The organism is Lachnospiraceae bacterium GAM79 (genome assembly GCA_020735665.1).
In the GTDB taxonomy this organism is placed as follows: Bacteria; Bacillota; Clostridia; order Lachnospirales; family Lachnospiraceae; genus Coprococcus.
The window spans coordinates 2,653,822-2,673,501 of sequence record CP085928.1 but is presented as its reverse complement, the minus strand read 5'-3'; the positions used below and the strand labels follow the sequence as shown (position 1 = coordinate 2,673,501).

18 protein-coding genes are annotated in these 19,680 nt (G+C 41.1%); all 18 read right to left on the bottom strand.

Features of this window, described 5'->3' with window-relative positions; genetic code table 11:
- The 18 genes from LK416_12020 to LK416_11935 all read right to left on the bottom strand — a co-directional run bounded on the left by LK416_12020 (position 1) and on the right by LK416_11935 (position 19,602).
- Positions 1-771 (bottom strand): ABC transporter permease, encoded by a 771-nt coding sequence (locus tag LK416_12020; GenBank protein ID UEA74368.1) that lies wholly within the window; start codon positions 769-771, stop codon positions 1-3.
- 1 nt (position 772) lies between these two features.
- Entirely contained in the window at positions 773-1,609 is an 837-nt protein-coding gene (locus LK416_12015; protein ID UEA74367.1) for an NAD-dependent epimerase/dehydratase family protein, read from the bottom strand.
- Positions 1,610-1,738: 129 nt separating this feature from the next.
- Positions 1,739-2,632, bottom strand: coding sequence for a glycosyltransferase (locus LK416_12010; protein ID UEA74366.1), 894 nt, complete (start codon positions 2,630-2,632; stop codon positions 1,739-1,741).
- 17 nt (positions 2,633-2,649) lie between these two features.
- On the bottom strand, positions 2,650-3,582 hold the full coding sequence (locus LK416_12005; GenBank protein UEA74365.1) for a glycosyltransferase family 2 protein: 933 nt from the start codon (positions 3,580-3,582) through the stop codon (positions 2,650-2,652).
- Positions 3,539-3,907 (bottom strand): DUF2304 domain-containing protein, encoded by a 369-nt coding sequence (locus LK416_12000; protein ID UEA74364.1) that lies wholly within the window; start codon positions 3,905-3,907, stop codon positions 3,539-3,541. Before LK416_12000 ends, LK416_12005 begins: the two co-directional genes overlap by 44 nt.
- A 15-nt stretch (positions 3,908-3,922) precedes the next feature.
- A complete protein-coding gene (locus LK416_11995) occupies positions 3,923-4,639 on the bottom strand; it encodes a glycosyltransferase family 2 protein (protein ID UEA74363.1) in 717 nt (238 codons plus the stop codon).
- 38 nt (positions 4,640-4,677) lie between these two features.
- On the bottom strand, positions 4,678-5,505 hold the full coding sequence (locus LK416_11990) for a glycosyltransferase family 2 protein (protein UEA74362.1): 828 nt from the start codon (positions 5,503-5,505) through the stop codon (positions 4,678-4,680).
- 51 nt (positions 5,506-5,556) lie between these two features.
- Entirely contained in the window at positions 5,557-7,584 is a 2,028-nt protein-coding gene (locus LK416_11985) for a DUF2142 domain-containing protein (GenBank protein UEA74361.1), read from the bottom strand.
- A gap of 19 nt (positions 7,585-7,603) precedes the next feature.
- Positions 7,604-8,758, bottom strand: a complete 1,155-nt coding sequence (locus tag LK416_11980; GenBank protein ID UEA74360.1) for a trans-2-enoyl-CoA reductase family protein — start codon at positions 8,756-8,758, stop codon at positions 7,604-7,606.
- 92 nt (positions 8,759-8,850) lie between these two features.
- The gene (gene dnaB, locus LK416_11975; GenBank protein ID UEA74359.1) at positions 8,851-10,191 is read right to left on the bottom strand and encodes a replicative DNA helicase; all 1,341 of its coding nucleotides are present in this window, start codon (positions 10,189-10,191) and stop codon (positions 8,851-8,853) included.
- The gene (gene rplI / locus LK416_11970; GenBank protein ID UEA74358.1) at positions 10,191-10,640 is read right to left on the bottom strand and encodes a 50S ribosomal protein L9; all 450 of its coding nucleotides are present in this window, start codon (positions 10,638-10,640) and stop codon (positions 10,191-10,193) included. Before rplI ends, dnaB begins: the two co-directional genes overlap by 1 nt.
- A 1-nt stretch (position 10,641) precedes the next feature.
- Positions 10,642-12,798, bottom strand: coding sequence for a DHH family phosphoesterase (locus tag LK416_11965; protein UEA74357.1), 2,157 nt, complete (start codon positions 12,796-12,798; stop codon positions 10,642-10,644).
- 36 nt (positions 12,799-12,834) lie between these two features.
- Positions 12,835-13,911 carry an acyltransferase gene (locus LK416_11960; GenBank protein UEA74356.1) on the bottom strand — a complete coding sequence of 359 codons (1,077 nt, stop codon included), beginning with the start codon at positions 13,909-13,911 and terminating at the stop codon, positions 12,835-12,837.
- Between the two features lie 2 nt (positions 13,912-13,913).
- Positions 13,914-14,693 carry a 2-C-methyl-D-erythritol 4-phosphate cytidylyltransferase gene (locus tag LK416_11955; GenBank protein UEA74355.1) on the bottom strand — a complete coding sequence of 260 codons (780 nt, stop codon included), beginning with the start codon at positions 14,691-14,693 and terminating at the stop codon, positions 13,914-13,916.
- A 137-nt stretch (positions 14,694-14,830) separates the two neighbouring features.
- Positions 14,831-15,976, bottom strand: a complete 1,146-nt coding sequence (locus LK416_11950; protein ID UEA74354.1) for a CDP-glycerol glycerophosphotransferase family protein — start codon at positions 15,974-15,976, stop codon at positions 14,831-14,833.
- A 98-nt stretch (positions 15,977-16,074) separates the two neighbouring features.
- Positions 16,075-17,430 carry a glucose-6-phosphate isomerase gene (locus tag LK416_11945; protein ID UEA74353.1) on the bottom strand — a complete coding sequence of 452 codons (1,356 nt, stop codon included), beginning with the start codon at positions 17,428-17,430 and terminating at the stop codon, positions 16,075-16,077.
- Positions 17,431-17,504: 74 nt separating this feature from the next.
- Positions 17,505-18,410 carry a polysaccharide deacetylase family protein gene (locus LK416_11940; GenBank protein UEA74352.1) on the bottom strand — a complete coding sequence of 302 codons (906 nt, stop codon included), beginning with the start codon at positions 18,408-18,410 and terminating at the stop codon, positions 17,505-17,507.
- A gap of 133 nt (positions 18,411-18,543) precedes the next feature.
- Positions 18,544-19,602, bottom strand: a complete 1,059-nt coding sequence (locus LK416_11935) for a hypothetical protein (GenBank protein UEA74351.1) — start codon at positions 19,600-19,602, stop codon at positions 18,544-18,546.
- Between the last annotated feature and the right edge of the window lie 78 nt (positions 19,603-19,680).

Here is a 19,680-nt window from a genome sequence, read left to right as displayed (position 1 = left end):
CTACAGTTCCTCCGCAAAGTGCTTATTTAATTTCCTAAACACAACGAGTCCAATTATCAAAACAATTATACTTTCCAGCAATCCCAATATAATATTTGAAAATTCCGGAACCTGTTTATAATAAAAAATATCTCTGTATGCAACGATCACTCTTGTAATCGGATTTATCATATAAAATGGTCTGTATTTTTCAGGAACCAGTTCAAGCGTATATATAATTGGAGATGCATACATTAAAATCAGCGATAATGCTCCCAGTATCTGCTGCATATCTCGAAAATATACGGTGACGGCACTAAAAAACAAGGTCATTCCCAATGCAAGTATATATTCTATGATCACAACTACAGGGAATAACAATAACGCTTTTCCACAAAAACCATATCCTGACGCTCCAAGAACAACAAATACAATAATGAATGATAGTAGCATATTAATAAACTGTGCCGAAACAAATGCTATCGGCAACACTTCTCTTGGAAAATATATTTTCTTTATCATATCCTGCTGACCGGCAACACACATACATCCCCCTGTTAAACAGGATGAGATCATCAGCCAAGGTACCAATGCAACAAATAAACAAATATGGAAAAATGGAATATTTGTCGGTAAGATTATTTTAAATAAAAATGTATATACCGCCAGCTGAATCAGCGGATCGATAAACGACCATAAAAAACCAAGAACCGACCTTTTATATCTTCCGATCAGATCCCGCTTTGTCAAACTTACGATCATGGTCCGATAATCATATATCTCTTTAAACATATTATGCTCCAACATTCTCCATTATTTTGCTTATAATAGTATTATCTCCATATTCAATCTTTGAATCATATGGACGTTCAGGAAAGACTCCGTACTGCAGGGATATATCTAACCCTTTTTCCTTTATGAACTGTTCAACCCGATCTCCAAGTGATACCGGCTTTCCGGAACATACATTTATAATTCCTGTATACTTATCCTGTGTACTTGCAGCTACTATCTGTTTTGCAAGTTCATCGACCTGAATAAAATCATATTTTGCTTTTCCTGTAGTAAATGGGAATTCCTTTTTACCGGCTTCAGCAGCAGCCAGTAACTTTGCAAATATAGAATTATTCTTTTTGTCATCGCCAAGAATATAATATGCTCTAAGCCAAAATATATTTACATCTTTATCTTTTGTATAAGTAAGAAGTGCCTGTCGCAATGCGTTTTTTGCAATTCCATACTGGGACAATGGATTGCATGGAGTATTTTCATCAATTTTTCCCTCGTAAAATCCTATTTCATGCATCGTACCCATCACGCTAATATTCTTGCATCCGGCATCAACTAAATTACGAAGGAACTTATAATGAGAAGAAAGATTGTCCATATGAGCATTAGAATTGTGTACAAATCCATCCTTCCACGCCAGATGAATTACGCTGTCAGGGCAGCCCATCTTCTCATATACATCAGGCTCTCCTGAAAAAATATTCACATCACAAATCTTTGCTCTTTCATCAATTCCCTGATGTACAAAATCAATTGCAACAACCTCATGTCCCTGATCTACCAACGTTTTTACAACAAATCTACCAATATATCCTCCCGCTCCTGTTACCGCTACTTTCATAACCTTTACCACACTACTTTAATAATTAGTGCAACTCCTTTCTTCATCTACATTTATTCTTATACATTTAAGTACATTTTTCTACAATATCAGCCACATTTTATCACAATCACTTTTATAAGGCAATAATCACACCCTGCCTAACAACATCAAAAGGCGAATTGTGATCTCTGAGGATATTGCCGGTCTCCAGCGTTTAGGATAAAATGCCTTTTTTAATGACTGCCTGAGTGAATACTTTTCCTGTGTGAACATTGCCAATGTCCGTATATCTTTATCTGACATCATATTTTTAAAGCAACGTTCAAATTCACATGACCGTTTCTTTATCTCTGAAGTTTCGCATAAATTCTTTTTCAACCATTTTAATCTTGTCTTTATATTAAATGTTGTCACATTATCGCCGTGCACCCGGTGCTCTGCTTCTGTCTTAACATCAGAAAATGACTTTCCAAATGCCTGTGCAATCATTGCTGCCCACCAGTCATGATATCCGATCTGGTCACGATCACCCTGCAGCATCATTTCACGCATTTTTCGGTTAATAACCATTGAGAAACCGGAAAAATGGTTTTCAGTAATACTTCTTCGAAAATCATATCCTGCATCAGGAAAATAAAAATGCCCTACCTTTTTTCCCCTTTCTACAAGATCATATGCACTATGATACAAAAGTGGGATCGAATCATATGAATTCTGCTTTTGAAACCACTGTTCTGCTATTTCCAGTTTTGATTCTGACCAAATATCATCCTGATCTGAAAAAGCATATAGATCCGCATCATCAACAGCAGCAAGCAACTCCATAAAGCTTTTTAAAAATCCAATATTTTTCTCCTTTAATAATTTAAAATCATACTTTTTTTGAAGTCCACAAAGTAACTCTACAAATTCTTTCTCTGAGCCATCATCTCTGATATAAAGTGTAAAATCCACATTTTTCTGTTTGCAGATACTGTCAATCTGTTCTTCTATATATTCATATCCATTATATGACGATAATAAAACGGCTATTTTGTTCATCTGTTGCTCCATCATATTTATATTTTTCCAATCAACATTAAGGCTCTCAGTATAAACTCCACACTTAGACTCATATTCCACCTTTTCGGATAAAAAGTCTTTTTTACAGCGGTTTTTAAGCTATATTTTTCATTAATAAATAATGTGCATATTTCTTTTTGACCATCATCCATTTCAGACAAAAAAAGTCGATCAAATTCTCTTGCGTTTCTTGTATAAAAATTATCTCCTCGAAGCAACCGAATCCCATCGGGAATTTTTTTTAAAAAATATAATGGAGACGCATTATTTTCATGCTGCCTGTGAACAGCTTCTATTTCTTCCGAAAATACATATTTTCCAAAAGCGGATACTATGATCGCCGCAAACCAATCATGATATTTTATTTGATCAAAATCTGCACGTATAAGTCGATCATATAATTCCCGGTTAATCACCATGGCAAATCCAAAAAAAATATTAGATGTAAAAGCTTTCTGAAAATTATAATTATAGTTTTCATATTTATAGGGAACTATTTCTGACAGATCACTATTTCCAATTGCAATTTTGCTCTGATATAACAAAGGAATATCGTTTTTCTGTGTTTGCATCCATTTCACTGCATTTGACAACTTATTCGGATACCAGACATCATCCTGATCACAAAATGCCCAATACTCCCCTGAATCTGCCATCTGCATTAATAAATGAAAGCTTTTCGAAAATCCGATATTCTCTCCTGTTGCAACTGTATATTTATCACTAAGTTCATTTTCCCGAATATATCGATTCACTAATTCAACTGTATGATCCGTCGATCCATCATCACGAACGTAAACATGAACATTCGAATATGTCTGACAATCTATACTTTTTAACTGTTCCTCTATATATTTTTCTCCATTATATGTCGATACCAAGACATTAATCTGTTCCATTTTTGTCCCCAATAGTTTCTTTCTTTTCATCCGCTGCCTGCTTCTCATTAATTGCGATCTGCTGCGTCAGATCCTTGAATTTATTCTCCAGACTGGATAGTTCTATCGTCATCATAAATGTTTTGATCAACAGTATTGCTATAATAAAGAGGTACACCACATTTGCCGGCGACATCATGCCCATCTTTCCGGTGATCCAGTATACAATCTGTGGAAATACAGACATAATGATCATCAGAACTGCCATAATGATCCAAAACAATGCATATTCAATCTGCATCTTGGAATTACGAATTCTCCATATTACATAAAACGAACTGATCACCGACATTGCAATCAGTAATACTCTTAACATTATAGACATAGCTGCTTATACCCCTCTTTTCATAATGATATGCTTACTGTCTCTTTTACGAAAGCTCTGGATCAGCAGGATTGATATCAGCATACGGAACATATACATTGCTGATCTGGAAAAATTCAGATAACTTTTTCCGGCAGTTCTTTCATCCATTTCCACCTGCACCTCTGCGATGCTCGCTCCCTGTTTTAACAGATAAGAGATCGTATCCGGTTCCGGTCCGTAATTCATATTGACTGCAAATTCCTTTACCATTGCTTTATTAAACATACGCATCCCGGAGGTTGGATCTGATATCCGTTTTCCGGTGGTCAGGCGAATCGCTGATGTAAGCAGCCGTGAACCAAGCATTCGCATACTTTTTTCTTTCTTTTTTGTCACAAAACGCGAACCGATTACAATATCATATCCCTGTTCCATTTTTTCAAGCATAGCCTTAATATATTCAGGCTTGTGCTGTCCATCCGCATCAAACTGCAATACACAGTCATAATTTTTATAATATGCATATTTCAGTCCCGTCTGGAAAGCACCGGCAAGTCCCAGATTCACCGGAAGATCTATGATCTCAAATCCATGCTTGTGGCATCTTCTGGAAGTATGATCCGTCGATCCGTCATTTACCACGATATAATCATACTCCGGATATTTCTCTTTGATTGTATTTACCACACCCACGATATTATCTTCTTCATTATATGCAGGTATAACCATCAGTAACTTCATATACAGATCTCCATTCTTCTGTGAAACAGTCTTACAGACTATATTTCATTTCCCTTCTCGCTTGTACCATAAGCCCCTGCCAGGATCCGTGCGACCCACTTCGGCCAGAACTTACAAAACACCTCAAAATCCTCCTGCCCTCTTTCGTGATCCCGGATCGTTGCACTCGTTTCACTATCCTCATGAATACGATGCGCCATCAAACATTCGGGAATATATACGAATTCTCCTTCTTTCCTGCTCAGCCATTCCCAGGTCTGCCAGTCCAGATTGCTTCGGAAATGTTTCAGAAATAAATCTACTCTTTTTTCCTGTCTCAGATATTCACATATAACTGTTTTATGATATGTGACAGCCGGACAACAGATTGCATTTCCAAATCTGAGCACAGCCCGTTTCCTCCATCTGCGCCCCTGCTTCTTTTCATTTTTTAACGGACCAAGCAGAATCCTTTTTATCTTCAGATTCTTACGATCCGAATACTTTCTGTCATCTATCAGCTCTCTGTAATCAGAAAATAATAAGAGCGTTTTTCTTGCTTCTGTATCTTTCTGATCCGCTATCTTCAATATCTCCTCTGTATACGCAGCCTCATAGATATCATCCTGATGTGCGATCGTTACATATTCTGTATCTGACACAGATAGAGCAAAATTCCAATCATCCGCGATATTAGATCTTCCATCACGGATATAATAGGCTATATCATATTTTTCACATATATTTTTTAAATAATCACTTGGCGTTGATGTTGCCAGACAAATGGCACTTGCAACCGTCTGCTTCTTCAAAGACCGGATGCACGCTTCCAGATATGGACTTTCCTTATATGCACATATAACAAATGTATGCTTCTTTTCAGCCATTTTTCTTCTCCATTTATCTCGCCATTTTTATATCCGGGCAGTTTCTCCAGCCTACATTGCTCCGACGACAATCTGCAATACGATCAATATCTCAGTCGCTATCACAGTCATCCAGACCTTCCTGCACTTCTCCTCACTTACATTAACGAGTGATGTCGTGGTTGCCAAATAAAGTAACGGAGCAATACACAGAAAATACCTTCCCTGTACGCCACTGATCTTACTTGATGATATCGATGTAAATGCAACCAGCATCGACAGCAGGATCAATACAAGCGATATCAGGAATACCGCAAACATATATATGCGTTCCTTTTTATTTCCGCAATATTTATCACCCTCAACATTTGCAAACAATACCAGACTGAATACCAACACCAACAGCAATACCCAACTGATCTTTATATCAAGCCATGACAAAAGGCCGCCAAAGAATCCACGCAACAGCGTTTCTCCTCCGTTAATCAATGTATTCCAATACAGATAAACAACATTAAGCGGATGACGAAGCAGATATCCGAGTGAATATAATGTATCCTCTGTTACAGCTGTATCCTGTCCCGCAAACAGCTGTTTTATAACCGGAAAATAATAATATAATGCCCCGCAGAAAACAATTATAATTCCGCAAATCACTGCTGTTATAAGTATTCCCTTTTTGTGCTTCGGCATTACTTTCAGAGAATGTTCCTTCCTTTTTGCATGTATCAACAAAAATACCAGCAATAATAACGGAAGATATACACCACCTTTTACGACAGCGGTCAGGATACCACAGAGCACCAACAGGACTACCTGCCACTTCTTATATGTTTTCTCCAACGAAAGACTCATGCATAAGGCGATAAATACATATATAATTCCATTTATCATTGCGTCATAAGACGCAGATGCCCCCTGTTGAAGCGCGATCGGAAGAAAACCAAGCGCAGCAAGCATATTCTTACCAACCGGAAGTATCCGTATGGCGAATCCTGTCAATAATACAAATACCAACAGGTTCATAAATCTTCCGATCAATAACATTAGCATGGTTGAAAGTCCAAGCAGTCGTCCGATCGTAATTCCAAATGCCATCGGTATAAAGAAAATACCCGGTACAATATTACTGGAATCTACATACGGAACTGCTATCAGCTCCTGATCATCCGGTCTTTCAAATGTATGATGTGCCAGCTGGTAATAGGAATTACTCTCTACTCCATTTGCAAGCATATCCTCCATTTTTACATCACAGGTACGCTTATATATCGTTCCCTCAATGCCCGTGTCACCTGCAAACATTATCTTATTCGAATACTTATATGCCGTATCTATATGCCATGGTTCATCCGGTACACCATGCGGCGCGATCACCACATTCATGATCATTCCAAGTAGCAGCGCCATCGGAATATAGAACTTCGATACCGGAAGCTTCTTAACAACGATAAGCATATACATGAGTTCAAAAAATATCAAAAGTGCAAGGCACAATACTGCATACATACTGCGAAGCTTCCAGCAGCTTGCATATTTCATTCCCGATATGACATTCGTCTTATTTGCCGGATCTCCTCCAAACATAGCAACAAGTCCCGGCTTTTGATCTGCATTCACATAGAATACAGTATCACCCGGATTCTGAAGCTCCATCGTAAGCACAAGCCGTTTTCCCTCAGACTCTTTAAATACCGGATCATCCCATATTCCTACGCGGATCCTTTTTTTCTTATTTTTCTTTGCAGCCCCTTTTGCCGGCCGGTCTTTCTCATAATAAATCTTTCCCGTATCTGCATCAGAGACTGTGATATGAAGCATTGCATCCGGATTTGATATCACACCAACCGTTTCAACATATAATACCTGAAGACCAGGCACTGTACATTCAAAGGCTTCTACAATAACAGGATTATTTGCGGACATTTCTACCTGTCCGTTATCCTTATGTTCTATCTTAAGTGTAGCAAATACCGGCTTTGTAAATTTATCTGCAAGCTGTGCTTTATACACCAATGCAAAAACAAAGCATAGAGCCAGTCCCAAAATAACTGCCCATAATATCTGTTTTTTATTCCATGTCTGCCCTGTCTGCTTCATAACAACCTCATATTATTTATTACATAATATCTACATCTGCGCTGTAATCAACGCCATCGATCTTAAATCCGAACATCTTATAGAATTCATCCCAATATCCATCGATATCGGCAAGTTCCTTAACGTTCTCGCTGGTTACGGCATCCCAGTTCTTAGCAACTGCTTCCTGAATATCATCTGCCATTTCCCAGTCGTCCATACGGACAAATCCGTTTTCGTCTGTCTCAACTTCACCGGCCATCTTATCAAGGAAAAGTCTTGCCATCTGCTCGATACAGCCCTCATGAACACCCTTTGCTTTCATCTGCTTATAGAGCAGAGTAATGTAAAGCGGAACAACAGGAATTGCTGCACTGGACTGTGTAACAAGTGCCTTGTTGATTGCTATATATGATGATACATTTGCGAACTTCTCATTAATAATGTCGCTCGACTTATACAGATCCTTCTTTGCCATACCGATCGAACCCTCGGCATAGATCGGGAATGTGATCTTTGGTCCTATATATGAATATGCAACTGTTGTTACATGATCTGCCAGAACGCCTGCATCTGATAATGCCTGCATCCAGTCGATCCAGTCCTCGCCGCCCATAACTTTGATAGTGTTCTCGATCTCTTCCTCTGTTGCAGCAGGAATATGTGCCATTGTAACTGTATTGTCTTTTAGAACCAGAGTCTTATTTGTATATTCTTCACCGACTGTCTTAAGAACAGAAGTATACTTATGTCCATCCGGTGTTACACGTCTCGGTGCTGCAAGGCTGTAAATAACCATATCAACCTTTCCCATATCCGCTTTGATCGTGTCGATCACCTGCTGTTTGATCTCCAATGAGAATGCATCTCCGTTGATGGATTTTGCATATAAGCCATCTTTCTTTGCTTCTTCTTCAAATGCTCTTGTGTTATAGAAGCCTGCGGTTGCGGTTCTTCTTCCGTTTGACTCTTTCTCGAACATTACACCAAGTGTATCTGCTCCATAGCCAAATGCAACCGCGATCCTGGAAGCAAGTCCATATCCGGTAGATGCTCCGATCACCAGTACCTTCTTCGGTCCGTCAACCTTTGGCTGTGCCTTTACATATTTGATCTGATTCTTAATATTCTCTGCGCATCCAACCGGGTGAGCGGTGGTACAGATATAATCTTTTACTCTTGGTTCTACTACCATTTTAATTTTCTCCTCTAATCATCCGATCTGTCCGGACTTTCTTTCTCAATTTATATTTATACATTTTGTATCAATATCTGGTCATATGCGGCTTACATCTGCGGGCGCTCTTTGTTTGCAAACTTCGTGTAATCCTGCATCCATACAAGATCAACCGATCCGGTCGCGCCCTTTCTCTGTTTTGCTATAATAATCTCTGCAATACCCTTCTTCTCGGTATCCGGATTGTAATAATCATCACGGTAAATGAACATTACAACGTCCGAATCCTGCTCGATCGCACCGGACTCTCGCAGATCGGCAAGTACCGGCTTGTGATCCGGTCTGGAGTCAACCGCACGGTTCAACTGCGACAACGCAATAACAGGAACATTAAGCTCTCTTGCAAGCACCTTTAACGCTCGCGATGTATCTGAAATGAACTGCTGTCTGGATTCTACATGCTTATTCGTACTCATCAGCTGTAAGTAGTCGATGATGATAAGTCCCAGATCATTGTTCTGTTTTAATTTTCTACACTTCGAACGAAGATCGGCTACAGTGATCGCCGAATTATCATCTACGAAGATCGGCGCATCCGCGATTACCTCCGTACTCTCCATGATCTTATCCCATTCATCGTCCACCAGCTGTCCGGTCTGGATCTTCTGGGAATTTACCAGAGAATCAAGGGCGATCATACGTGTTACCAGCTGCTCCTTTGACATTTCCAGACTGAAAATAGCAACAGGGATCCTCTTTTTTACAGCTACATGGTGTGCAATATTAAGTACAAATGCTGTCTTACCCATAGCAGGACGTGCTGCTACCAGAATCAATTCCGATCCATGCAGACCCGTTAGCATATTATCCAGATCGATGAATCCGGTCGGCACACCGGTAACTCGTGTATTCTGTCTGGATGCCGCCTCGATCTGATCGATTACATCAAGTACGATCGAATCGATCGGTGCAAAATCATTTGCGCCGTTTCTCTGCTGAACGATCTTGTAAATCCCGCTCTCTGCCGTTTCAAGTAATCCGTCTACATCGTCCGTGTCAAGATAACAGTCCTTTTCGACATCCTCACACATCTTGATCATACGGCGAAGCACTGCCTTATCCGCTACAATCTTCGCATAATACTTCGCATTTGCCGATGTCGGAACTGCGGCTATGATATCAGCTATGTAGCTCATACCGGCAACATCCTCCGGAACATTCTTCTCCCGAAGCCTGTTGTTCAGCGTGATCAGATCGACTGCCATTCCTTCCTTAAACAGCTCGATCATATTCTCATACAGGATCGCATTCTGCGCACTGTAAAAGTCATCCTTTGTCAGTATATCCGACACATCTACTATGGCATCACGATCCATGATCATAGAGCCGATAACCGACTGTTCTGCATCCAGGTTATATGGTTGTTTTTTCCTGATAAATGCATCTTCCATTAGTCAGCCTCTTCTACCTTTACTGTAAGCTCTGCCTGTACCTGTGGATGCAGCTTGATCTTTACAGTAAATGATCCCATTGCTTTGATCGCATCCTTCAGCACGATTTTCTTCTTATCAATATCATAATGTAACTGGCTCTTGATCGCATCCGAGATCTCCTTTGACGATACAGAGCCGAATGCCCTACCGCCTTCGCCGACCTTTATGCCGACTGTTACAGATGCCTTTTCAAGCTCTGCTGCGAGAGCCTTGGCTGCTGCAAGATTCTCTGCCGCAACTTTTTCTTCATGTGCCTTCTTTAATTTATAATCATTCAGATTCTTTGGTGTTGCCTCAAGCCCAAGTTTTCTCGGTATAATATAATTTCTGGCATGTCCGTCACTGACATTTACCAGTTCACCTTTTTTCCCAAGACTCTTTACATCCTCCAGTAATATAACCTTCATATCAAATATCTCCTTCCTTGTACATCTCCTCAAGCAGGTTGACAAGCTGTTTCTTTACTTTTTCCTTTGTCGTATTCTTAAACTGCGCGGCCGCGATATTCGCATGTCCGCCTCCACCCATACGCTCCATAATGATCTGGACATTCACATCATCGATAGAGCGGGCAGATATCTTTACATTTTCTCCCAACTGTGCGATTACAAAGGAAGCACGTACACCTGCAATATTCAACATCTCATTTGCCACCTTGGCTGTCAGTACAGTCGGTGATTCAGGTCCTTCTTTCGGCTCAAATACCGATACTGCAAACATCCCAAGAACCATCTCTGCGTTTCTAACGCCATCTGCTTTTTGTCTGTATGTGTCAATATCGCTTCTGAACATCTTTCTGACACGCATAACGTCCGCGCCGCTTCTTCTCAAATAAGCAGCAGCCTCAAATGTACGAACACCTGTCTTTGTCAGGAAGTTATCTGTATCGATCAGAATACCTGCATACATCGCATCTGCCTCAGACGGGCGAAGCTTGATTTTCTCATCCATGTACTGTAACATCTCCGCGATCATTTCGCACGCTGACGAAGCAAATGGTTCTACATAGGAAAGGGTCGCATTCGCGATCACATCCTTTGTCTGTCTGTGATGATCGAACACAACCACCGTCTTTGCATAGGAAATAAGCTCCTCACACTCAGTCAGACTCGGATTATTCACATCTACGACTACCAGCATCGTATCCGCATTTATCATCTCAATCGCCTGTTCATTGTTGATGATCATGTCATCACCATACATACTGTTTGCTGTAAAATTACCATAGATCGGACTGATCGCCGATGACACTTCATTGATAACGATATGTGCCTCTTTATTCATAGAATTCACCATACGATACACACCGATCGCAGATCCGAATGCATCCATATCCGGATCCTTGTGTGCCATGATGATCACCTTTTCTTTTGTCTCTAACAGCTCCTTAAATGCCAGTGTCTTAACACGAGCTTTTACACGGGTAGATTTCTCTGTACCCTGACTTCTTCCACCATAATAAGTAATCTTATCATTGGATTTCAGGACAACCTGATCCCCACCACGTCCGAGTGCAAGTTCCATTGCGGAACGAGCCGCTTCAAAATCAGCCAGAAAGCTGGAATATTCCGTTCCAAGACTTATAGATAACGTAAGTGGCAGATCATTTCCGATATTGATTGCTTTTACCTCATCCAGCAATGCAAATTTATTCTCCTGAAGCTGTGGAAGATATTTCTTCGGCATAACGAACATATACTTATCCTTTTCAAAGGAACGTACAATCGCATCTACATTTGCCATATATTTATTGATCTTTCGATCTACAAGTGCAACTAACAGTGAATGACGGACTTCCTCCAGATCATCGAATATCTCATCATAATTATCGATATATATCAGACCAGTAACCAGCTTCTGCTCCTCATTCTCCTTCGCCAGTTTGTTCTGCTCCGTCATATCAAACAGATACATGGCAATAAATGTGGTAACACCGTCTGTATGTTTCTTTCTCTTCGAGGTACGTGTCTTTTTATTCTCCTCCTGTAAACCTGTATCCTGTAGTACGATCTCCGGTGCTTCTGCACTTTCCGGTGCTTCCGGTTCAGCAACCGCATCTACCGGGCCATTCGGATTTACCCTGACACGCTTGATCTCTACTTTATATTCTCTTTCATTATATTCGATATCTGCATGAACCGTATCTTCACCCTCAGCCGGTATCATCTCATGTGTTAAGCCCTCAAACACCTGCATAGCTGTAAGCCGCATCAGCTTACGCTTACTTGTATTCGTGATATGTGCAAATTCATCATTTACCCATGCAAGTCTTCCCGTCTTGTCTAAGATAGCGTATGGTATAGGGAATTCCCGGATCAGATCCTTCTGAACTCTACCATTTTCCATCGCCTGATTTGCAAATAATGCGTCACTTGATACACGTGAAGATATATAAAGGACGATAGTCATAGCCGCATAAACAGCAGTAATAATGATACCTACCACACCTGCTGCCACACTGATCGTAAACATCCAGATATCAAACACCACAAACAATGCAATCATATAGAGCGGCATCTGTGTATAAAAATCATGTCTTTTATTTGTATGTTTATTTTCGTTCATGACGAATCTGTCCTTTCCGGATAATCTGTATCCTGTTTATTTTAGTTGTGTTTTCTGTCTGTTCATCCGTGCGATCCAATGGAGCAGGATCATACCGAATGCCACAGAAACAAATGTCAGACCTACAATGTATGCAAATCCTGTCCAATACGATACATCCGGGAAGATATAACGGACAGTTGCCCGCGCCGGGCTCTGGCAAAGATAGATAAACAAGCTCATCTCTCCCAGGAATTTACTTACTTTATTATCAAAAACACCTGATATTGCCGACTGCTTACTGGCAGTGATCGATATCGCAAACAACAGCAAAATGTTATTATAAAATACACAGGTCTTTCCACCTTCATGCATCATAAAGATCGCAAGCAGATACAGCAGAAGCTCTGCGATTCCGAGAAGCCGTTTTACTGACGGACGAAATTCTTTCTTCTTCAGATATTCTGCAAACATATATACCAGACATCCTATATTCAAGCCTACAAAGGCACGCAAGATGCCATGCGTGATAACACCTTCAAACTTCGTAAAGCCATTATATCCGACAGTATTATAAAAATATCCTGATATCAAAAGCGCGGTAACAGGAGCAATGATCAGTGTATAAGTGTCCTTATACTTTCGTAATAATGGATAGATCACCAGCATGGCGATAAGCATAGCCGAAATATACCAAGTGATCATCACAACCTGAGTTCCCTGCACGCCTGACATGGACAGCAGTAAAAAGTTCGGAATCATCTTCACAATCGCAATAAATAATCCGATAATTCCTTCCTTTAGATATACATATCGACCAACTTCCACAAACCATACACAAAGCCCCAGTGCATAGCAATACAAATATGCCGGTAAGATCCGTCGGATCTTATGAAGGGCAAAGCCGAATGTCTCTTTTCCGAGAGAAATACCTGTATGCCGTTCTTCTGCTTTTGCAGCTGACACACACATGAAATATCCGGATACGATAAAGAACATCTCAACCGCATATCGTCCCCATTCCAACAGATATCCATGCTTGCCGCCATATACCTCACCTACATGGAATACAAGTATCACCAGGCAAAACACAAATTTCCAGAAGTCGAGGGCTCCATTGTATTTTTTATTCATTTCTATTTCTCGCTTTTCTTCTTATACTGGCTCATTCTTGTATCAATCTTATTCGTGATGCCAAGTCCGAAAGCCTGTTCATTTTCTTTATACTGTAACAACGCACGGAACATATATACATCTTCCGGTGTCGTAACCTTGATATTTCCTCTGTTGCCTTCAACAATATGTGCCACAATATTCTGACTTCTGATAATGGTACATGCATCAACCATTCCTTCATATCCGGTTGGAGTTGCACGGACAACATCATGAGCGGCAATGATATCCTTCAGGTAGAAGGACTGCGGTGCCTGTGCTGAATATGTGTCTTTTCTAGGTGGTACCGAATCGATCTCGACACCATTCTCACTGATCATGATCGTCTCATAGCAGGCAGTCGATGTGATCGCATTACCGTACTTTTTAACACTCTCTATATTGTTGGAAATAACATCATATGAAACATATGGGCGAACACCATCATGGATCAGAACAATAGAATCCTCCGGGCATTCAGACTCTGCCATTTTAAGTGCATTGTAAATAGAATCCTGAGAAGTTGCTCCACCGGCCAGTACATGTTTTACCTTCGTCAGATGATACTCTTCTGCCAGATCTTCTACATAAGGAATATAATCCTCGAGAACCGAGATGTAGATCGCATCGATCTGATCATGATACTGGAATAACTGTAATGTATGAACCAGGATCGGTTTTCCGTTGATCTCAAGGAACTGCTTTGGAATTCCCGCTCCCATTCTTACTCCACTGCCGCCTGCAAAAATAATTGCTATATTCATCTACTGTTTCTCCTTTTTTCTGTTTATTTTAAATTTTTCACTTCTTTGCCGCAATTGTGCGATACAGAATGCTATATAGACTTTCCCCATTCTGCATAGATATATTAATTTTATAACGAAATCAAGAAAAATTCAACTTATATTTGACTTGATGCATTGTGTGTTATTTGTTTTATCGTTTTCAATATTCTCTCCGTTGCCTTACCATCACACATCGACATATGATAAGCAAAGCACTTTTCGATCTCTGCAGGATCCCGCTCGGACAGTTCATACTCGATTGCCGCAGGAAGCCCCGCTCCATCCGTAACCACCTTACACGGGAAGGAATCATATGGAACATAGAAGCCTCTGGCATGGTCAAACGAATCAAAGTCCGGTGCAAAAAATAAAAACGGCTTCTTATATGCCATATAGTCAAATAATATCGAAGAATAATCTGTGATGAGCAGATCTGCAACCGCAAATATTTTCTCGGACGGCAGATCGCAATTCGACTTCATTCCCTTTTCTTCCAGATGTGGATGCAACTTGATCACCCAGTAATAACGATCTTCTGTTTCTTTCATAACTCTCTGTATCTCTTCCATTCCACAGAGTGTCGGCATAGCCGCATTTCCCCGAAATGTAGGAGCCCAGAGAATTACTTTTTTCCCTTTTGCTTCCGGATATTTCCGATAAAATTCCTCATGGTTTGCCTGATTCCATGCATCATCATAATAATAGTCCGACCGACTGATCCCGGTCGCCTGTACAACTCCCGAAGCAAGCCGCATTGTCTTTGTAAACACCGGTACACAACACGGTGCGCTGACTGTCAGCAGATCATAGTTTTTGTAAACCGAATCGCCTTTATACATCTTCGGAATATCTTCCGTCGTGTCATATCCGCTTTTCTTAAGCAGCCCGCCGGAATGCCAGAGCTGTACCACCTTTGTCTCCGGCCGTTTCTCACAGGCCGATACAGGAAGAAAATTATCACAGATAAATACATATTCTGTGACAGCATACCGCTTCATAAACTGCCTCAGCCACTTTAACAGACTGCCATATCCCATCTTTCCAAAATCGGTGACCCAAGTTTCGTTCTTATACTCCGGATCCCATTGCAGTGTTTCATACATTTTTTTCATAGAAAAAGGCAGTTCCTCATGATGTGCATCGGCGAAGATCACCAGCCCCTTTTCAACCGGCTTTCCGGCATACCGTTTATAGAGCAGCGGCAGATAAATCTGCTGCATCGCCATTTTCAATACCTGTTTTATATAAAATACCATCTTCATATAATTACAAATAAACCTTTCGAACATTATCGAAAACCGGCGGCATCCGCGTTTTCATGCGTATGCCGCCGGCTTATCATCATTTTCTATCTAAATTATTAACCATTAATTCTGGAAAGAAGCTCCTTACCAAGTTCCTCATTACCAGGCTTACCAAGTAATGCGAACATGTTCTTCTTATAGCTTTCTACACCTGGCTGGTTAAATGGATTTACTCCAAGAGTGTATCCGCTGATACCACATGCAAACTCAAATGTGTAGAACAGCTCACCTAATGTGAACTCATCGATCTTGTCAATATTGATCTGGATGATTGGAATTCCGCCATCAACATGTGCAAGAATTGTTCCGTTCATAGCACTCTTATTTGCAAAATCTACTGTCTTGCCTGCAAGGTAGTTCAGACCATCAAGATCACAATCCTCTTCTTCCATTACGATCTCACATGTTGGATGTAACACATTGATTACTGTCTCGAAATGGTTCTGTGAACCCTGCTGGATAAACTGTCCTAATGAATGAAGGTCTGTTGTAAAGTCAGTTGCTGTCGGGAATAATCCCTTACCGTCTTTTCCTTCGCTCTCGCCGTATAACTGCTTCCACCATTCTGCTACGAAATGTAATGCCGGCTCAAAGTTGGCAAGGATCTCGATGGACTTGCCCTTTCTGTACAGGATATTACGAACTGCTGCATACTTCATAGCATCGCTATCGTCAAAGTTCTCTGCAAGGCAGTCTTTTCTTGCTGATGCAGCACCTTCCATGAGCTTATCAATATCTGCACCGCTTACTGCGATCGGAAGAAGACCTACTGCTGTCAGAACTGAGAAACGTCCACCTACATCATCAGGTACCACGAATGTCTCATATCCTTCTTCTGTAGCAAGTGTCTTCAATGCTCCCTTTGCCTTATCTGTTGTAGCATAGATTCTCTTAGCTGCTTCTTCTTTACCATATTTCTCAATTAATTTCTTCTTGAAAATTCTGGATGCAATACCAGGCTCTGTAGTTGTACCTGACTTGGAAATGATGTTGATAGAGAAATCTCTGTCTCCAATCACCTGTAACAGGTGTGCCATATAGGTACTGCTGATATTACTTCCTGCATAATAGATCTCAGGGGTTTTACGAATCTCTTTATCTACTGAATTATAAAAGCTGTGTCTTAAAGCTTCGATCGCTGCTCTTGCGCCAAGGTAAGAACCGCCGATACCGATAACTACCAGAACATCTGAATCTGACTGGATCTTAGCAGCCGCTTTCTTGATTCTTGCGAACTCTTCCTTATCATAATCAACCGGAAGATCGATCCATCCAAGGAAATCATTTCCTTCACCGGTCTTGTTTACAAGTGTTGATTTTGCTGCAACAACTTCTTCCTTAATAGCTGCGATATCCTCAGCGGAAGCCATACCAGCAACATTCTTAAAATCGAAACTTACTGTCTTTGCCATTTTATTATCTCTCCTTGCTTATATGATTTTTCAAAGCTATGGATAATTGTAGCAAAAGGAAACCCCATAATCAACTATTTTTCGAACATTTCATCAAGTGATACAAATCTGTAACCAAGTTCTGTTAAATTTGACAACACCGTATCTAACGCCTGCGCATTTGACTCCGACACATTATGCATGAGCGGAATTGCGCCATTATGATAATATTTATCAAAATGCTCGATCACATAATCTTTCCCCGGCTGATTATTTACATCATAATCCAAATATGCCATGCTCCAGAAAATGGTCTTATACCCCATATCCTTTGCCAGTTGGAGCACCCTTTCACTGTACTCACCGCTCGGCGGTCTGAAATATGGATCCATCCGGTAACCCGTGGCCTCTTTCATATAATCAGCACAGGTCTGCAATTCTTCCTTCTGTTTTTCCACACTGATACCGGGCATGGAAGGATGGGTAACTGTATGGTTGCCAACCTGGTGGCCCTCCTCTTTCATTCTTTTTACCAGCTCCACATTATCCCTGATATACGTCTGTGTGACGAAAAAACAAGCTTTTGCATTATGCTTCTTTAACGTGTCCAGCATCTGTTCTGTATATCCGTTCTCATAACCGCAGTCAAAGGTCAGATATATAACCTTGTCATCTCCGGCATCCTGATCCACATAATATGCATCATACTGTTCGATCGAAAAACTGTGATCGCAGTCACTGATCCCATGATTTTTATCCCGTACAATGTACCATGAAAACTTCTTATTACTGACTGCATCATAATCACGAAGCAGCGTCATATCCTCCGTCGCCGCTTCTGTCCGGTCTTCTACACTTCCATTATCATTTCCCCCTTTTCGTCCGTCCGGACTGCCATTTTGTCCACCGGAACCATCAGCCGTCCGATTTCCCTCATTCTGCATCTGACAGTCTCCCGGTGTTGCCACATTTCCGTTTTTCCTCGTTTTGCTCTTCGCCATTCCGGCACAGCCTGTCAGAAACAGACACATCATAATTCCCGAAACTACATACAGTTTTTTGACTGTAACCACTTCCAATTGTTATTTTGGATATAATATATGCTGTTTCTTCCGCTGTTTATACCTATACCTGTCAGGTTGTACTGATTCCCTGCAGCAGCTTGTCAAATAATGCATCACACGCCGCGATCTGTTCCTCCGTTATCTCCCGGTCATCTTCCTTTGCGGTCTGTTTCAGAGGCTGCTGCCCTTCGGCTGCCGGCTGCCGCCGGCTTTTCTCTGATCTGCGGTGTTCTGCCCGCATCGCTTTTTTCGATTTTGCCGTGATTCTTTCCCGTGTCGAATCCATTTCCTGCATTTTCATTCCGGATGTACCAAGCTTCTTTTCCGGTGCATCCTTCTGTCCGTCGCCGGCCAACCGTCCATCTTTATTTTCCGGCTCTGTCTCTGCAACTGCCTGCAGGTCCTTCTTTTTAATATCAGTCTCCCGACTCTTTCTACGTTCTGCCTCAGCCTTTTTCTCGTTCCGTCTGTCCTTCTGTTCTCCCATCTGTGCCAGTGCCGCATCAATATCGATCACATTTGGCTCTATAATAGCCGCTGCCGTCTGTTTCAGACCACTCCGGCTTCTGTCATCTGCTTTCTGTTTACTGCTCTCCATCTGTTTTTCCTGCTCCCGTTTCAGACGATTTGCCAAACTGTTGTTCATATAGCTGACGAGTTCCGCCGATAACATCTCACATTTCCGCCGGGTATTGAATATGTTGTAGACCATCTGCATAACTCCACAGGCAACAATACCCCACATACCGATCTGCACACTTGCAAATACAGAACTGCCTGTCCGATATTCCCACCAGGTTCCGATCAGACCTGTTCCGGCAGCAAGGATCATCATGTTACTGCAGAAGCTGTTCCAGGAGCTGACATAGCTCTTGCCCAGCTTCAGTTTATATATGTATTTCTCGACAAACGATCTCGTATCCCGGATACCCACATCAAGATACGATAATTCCTCGTACCTTTTTCGTATCTCCACCAGTGCTTTCTTTTTTGTACTTTTCATACTTCCTGCTCCTCTGACCAGCCCTTTCAAAAATCCATCCATTATCAGCTTTGCTACAATTCCACATATTCCCGTCGCTGCGATCACATACAAAAAAATACTCTGTTCCAAAATAGTTCCAAACATAACCATTTCCCCTTTTCAAATAATTTTTCATGTTTTCAGTTCCGATACCCCGCTCCGGATTCAGGGTGGTTTCATTAT